This is a genomic window from Pseudomonas sp. Sample_9, assembly GCF_004307535.1.
Taxonomy (GTDB): Bacteria; Pseudomonadota; Gammaproteobacteria; order Pseudomonadales; family Pseudomonadaceae; genus Aquipseudomonas; species Aquipseudomonas mercuritolerans.
The window spans coordinates 4,926-7,855 of the sequence record NZ_RAZO01000049.1 but is presented as its reverse complement, the minus strand read 5'-3'; the positions used below and the strand labels follow the sequence as shown (position 1 = coordinate 7,855).

Sequence of the window (2,930 nt, the reverse complement as noted above, 5' to 3'; positions counted from 1 at the left end):
GCCATCAGTCAGCTACTTAAGTCTCTTGAACCAAGGCGCGAATCGTCATGCAGATTTCCCTCGCTCATCAGGTGGCGCTGGTCACGGGTGCCAGCTCCGGCATCGGCCATGCCGCCGCAAAAGCACTGGCCGCCGCCGGCGCTGCGGTCGTGATCAATTACAACAGCAGCGCCAAACCCGCCGAAGAACTGGCCGCACAGATCAACGCCGAAGGCGGCAAGGCCCTCGCCATCGGCGCGGATGTTTCGAAAGAGGACGAGGTCGAGCGACTGTTCGCCAAGACCGTCGAAGCCTTCGGCTCGCTGGACATTCTGGTGGCCAACTCCGGTCTGCAAAAAGACGCCGCTGCCGTGGACATGACGCTCGACGACTGGAACACGGTAATCGGCGTCAACCTCACCGGGCAGTTCCTCTGCGCGCGGGCGGCGTTGCGGATTTTCCAGCGTCAGGGCGTGCGCGAAGGCGTGTCGCGCGCGGCGGGCAAGATCATTCACATGAGTTCGGTGCACCAGCGCATTCCATGGGCCGGGCATGTCAATTACGCGGCGTCCAAGGGCGGCGTCGATCAGTTGATGCAGAGCCTCGCCCAGGAAGTCAGCCACCAGCGCATCCGCATCAACAGCATCGCGCCCGGTGCGATCAGCACAGCCATCAACACCGAAGCCACTGAAGGCGCGGCCGGCGACAAACTTCTTGAGCTGATTCCCTACGGACGCATTGGCGATGTCGAGGACGTTGCCAACGCAGTGGTTTTCCTCGCTTCCGATTTGTCCGATTACATCGTCGGCACCACCCTGTTCATTGATGGCGGGATGAGCCTCTATCCGGAGTTTCGCGGCAATGGCTGAGGCTGAAATGGAACAACAAAGTCCCATCGGTGCCCACGGCATCATCGGCGACATGCGCAGCGCCGCTCTAGTCAACGATAAAGGCAGCGTGGATTTTTTCTGCTGGCCGGAGTTCGACAGCCCGACGATCTTCTGCTCGTTGCTCGACACACCTGAAGCAGGGATTTTCCAGCTCGCGCCGGACTTGCCCGATGCGCGCCGCGAACAGATTTACCTGCCCGACACCAACGTTTTGCAGACCCGTTGGCTGAGTGAACACGCGGTGGTGGAAATCACCGACCTGTTGCCGATCGGCGACGATGTCGACGCCCTGCCCCTGCTGATGCGCCGGGTGCGCGTGGTCAGCGGCTCGGCGACGTTCAACCTGCGTTGCGCGGTGCGCCACGACTATGGTCGTGCCGACACCCGGGCCGAGATGGACGCACAGGACGTGACGTTCCACGCCGCTGGCCAGCCGTCGATACGCCTGGCTTCAGATCAGGCGCTGCAAATCGATGCGCAAGCGGCCGTCGCGCAATTTACCCTCGAGCACAACGAAAGCGCCGCGTTCATGCTCGGCGGCAGCGACGATCCGCGCTTTGCCCAGGGTGCCGCCGAATTGTGCATGGAGCGTACCTTGAAGTACTGGCGTGGCTGGATCGGCCAATCCAACTATCGCGGGCGCTGGCGGGAAATGGTCAACCGTTCCGCCCTCGCCCTGAAACTGCTGACCTCGCGTCGCCAAGGTGCAATCCTCGCCGCTGCCACTTTCGGCCTGCCGGAAACTCCCGGCGGCGAGCGCAATTGGGATTACCGCTACACGTGGATCCGCGATGCCTCGTTCACCGTTTACGCGTTCATGCGCCTGGGCTTCGTCGATGAGGCCAATCACTACATGCAATGGCTACGCGGGCGAGTCAGCGATTGCTGCGGCAAACCGATGAAACTCAACATCCTCTATGCCATCGACGGTCAGCAGGAATTGCCGGAAACCGAACTCACGCACCTGTCCGGTCACGGCGGTGCGCAACCGGTGCGCATTGGCAATGGTGCTTATGATCAGATCCAGCTGGACATCTTCGGCGAGCTGATGGATGCGGTGTATCTGGTCAACAAGTACGGTGATGCGATTTCCCACGAAGGCTGGCGGCACGTCGGCGAAGTGGTCGATCAGGTCTGTGAGAACTGGCAGAACGAAGATGTCGGCATCTGGGAAATGCGCGGTGAAACCCATCATTTCCTGCACTCGCGGCTGATGTGCTGGGTGGCGCTGGATCGCGCCATCCGGCTGGCTTCCAAGCGTTCGCTGCCGGCGCCGTTCGCCCGTTGGGATCAGACCCGGCAAGCGATCTACACCGACATCTGGGACAACTTCTGGGACGAAGAACGCGGGCATTTCGTCCAGTACAAGGGCGGTACCGCACTGGATGGCTCGATGCTGCTGATGCCGCTGGTGCGTTTCGTCAGCGCCAAGGATCCGCGCTGGCTGTCGACTCTGGAAGCGATCGAAAAAACCCTGGTGCGCGACGGCATGGTCTATCGCTATCGCAACGAAGACGCCAACATCGATGGCCTCAGCGGCACCGAAGGCGCGTTCGCCGCCTGCTCGTTCTGGTACGTCGAATGCCTGGCCCGGGCCGGTCAGGTGGAAAAAGCCCATCTGGAGTTCGAGCAGTTGCTGCGATACGCCAATCCGCTGGGGCTGTACGCCGAGGAGTTCGACAGCCATGGCCGGCATTTGGGCAACACGCCGCAAGCGCTGACGCATCTGGCGCTGATCAGTGCCGCTAGTTTTCTTGATCGCAAATTGAGCGGGGAGAAGAGTTCCTGGCAGCCATAGCGCTGTTTTTTCGTCAGCGCATGTCAGACCGATCCCTGACTGGACGGGATTTTTCCACAACGGGCCTGGCCGCCAGCCAACGGGTACAGGCCCATGCCCAACGTGAAACCTGCGCGGCGGTTACGTCTGGCGACAGTCTGTGTAAAAACTGCGCCTACAAACACCACTCACGTCATGTTGAAACGCTTGCCGCAACGTGTGCTTACACGCCGAAATACCTTGTTGCCAGCCGTTACATCCACACCTACCATCCAACGCAACGG

2 protein-coding genes are annotated in these 2,930 nt (G+C 61.1%); both read left to right on the top strand.

Annotated features, from left to right (window positions below; translation table 11 throughout):
* The first annotated feature begins 47 nt into the window (after nt 1-47).
* On the top strand, nt 48-848 hold the full coding sequence (locus tag D6877_RS03085) for a glucose 1-dehydrogenase (protein ID WP_130909809.1): 801 nt from the start codon (nt 48-50) through the stop codon (nt 846-848).
* On the top strand, nt 841-2,667 hold the full coding sequence (locus D6877_RS03080; RefSeq protein WP_130909808.1) for a glycoside hydrolase family 15 protein: 1,827 nt from the start codon (nt 841-843) through the stop codon (nt 2,665-2,667). The genes D6877_RS03085 and D6877_RS03080 overlap by 8 nt, the downstream gene beginning before the upstream one ends.
* Nucleotides 2,668-2,930: the final 263 nt, after the last annotated feature.

What these genes read in the sequence shown, in the direction of transcription:
- D6877_RS03085 (WP_130909809.1), top strand. Translation starts at nt 48, where the DNA reads ATGCAGATTTCCCTCGCTCATCAGGTGGCGCTGGTCACGGGTGCCAGC.
- D6877_RS03080 (WP_130909808.1), top strand. Translation starts at nt 841, where the DNA reads ATGGCTGAGGCTGAAATGGAACAACAAAGTCCCATCGGTGCCCACGGC.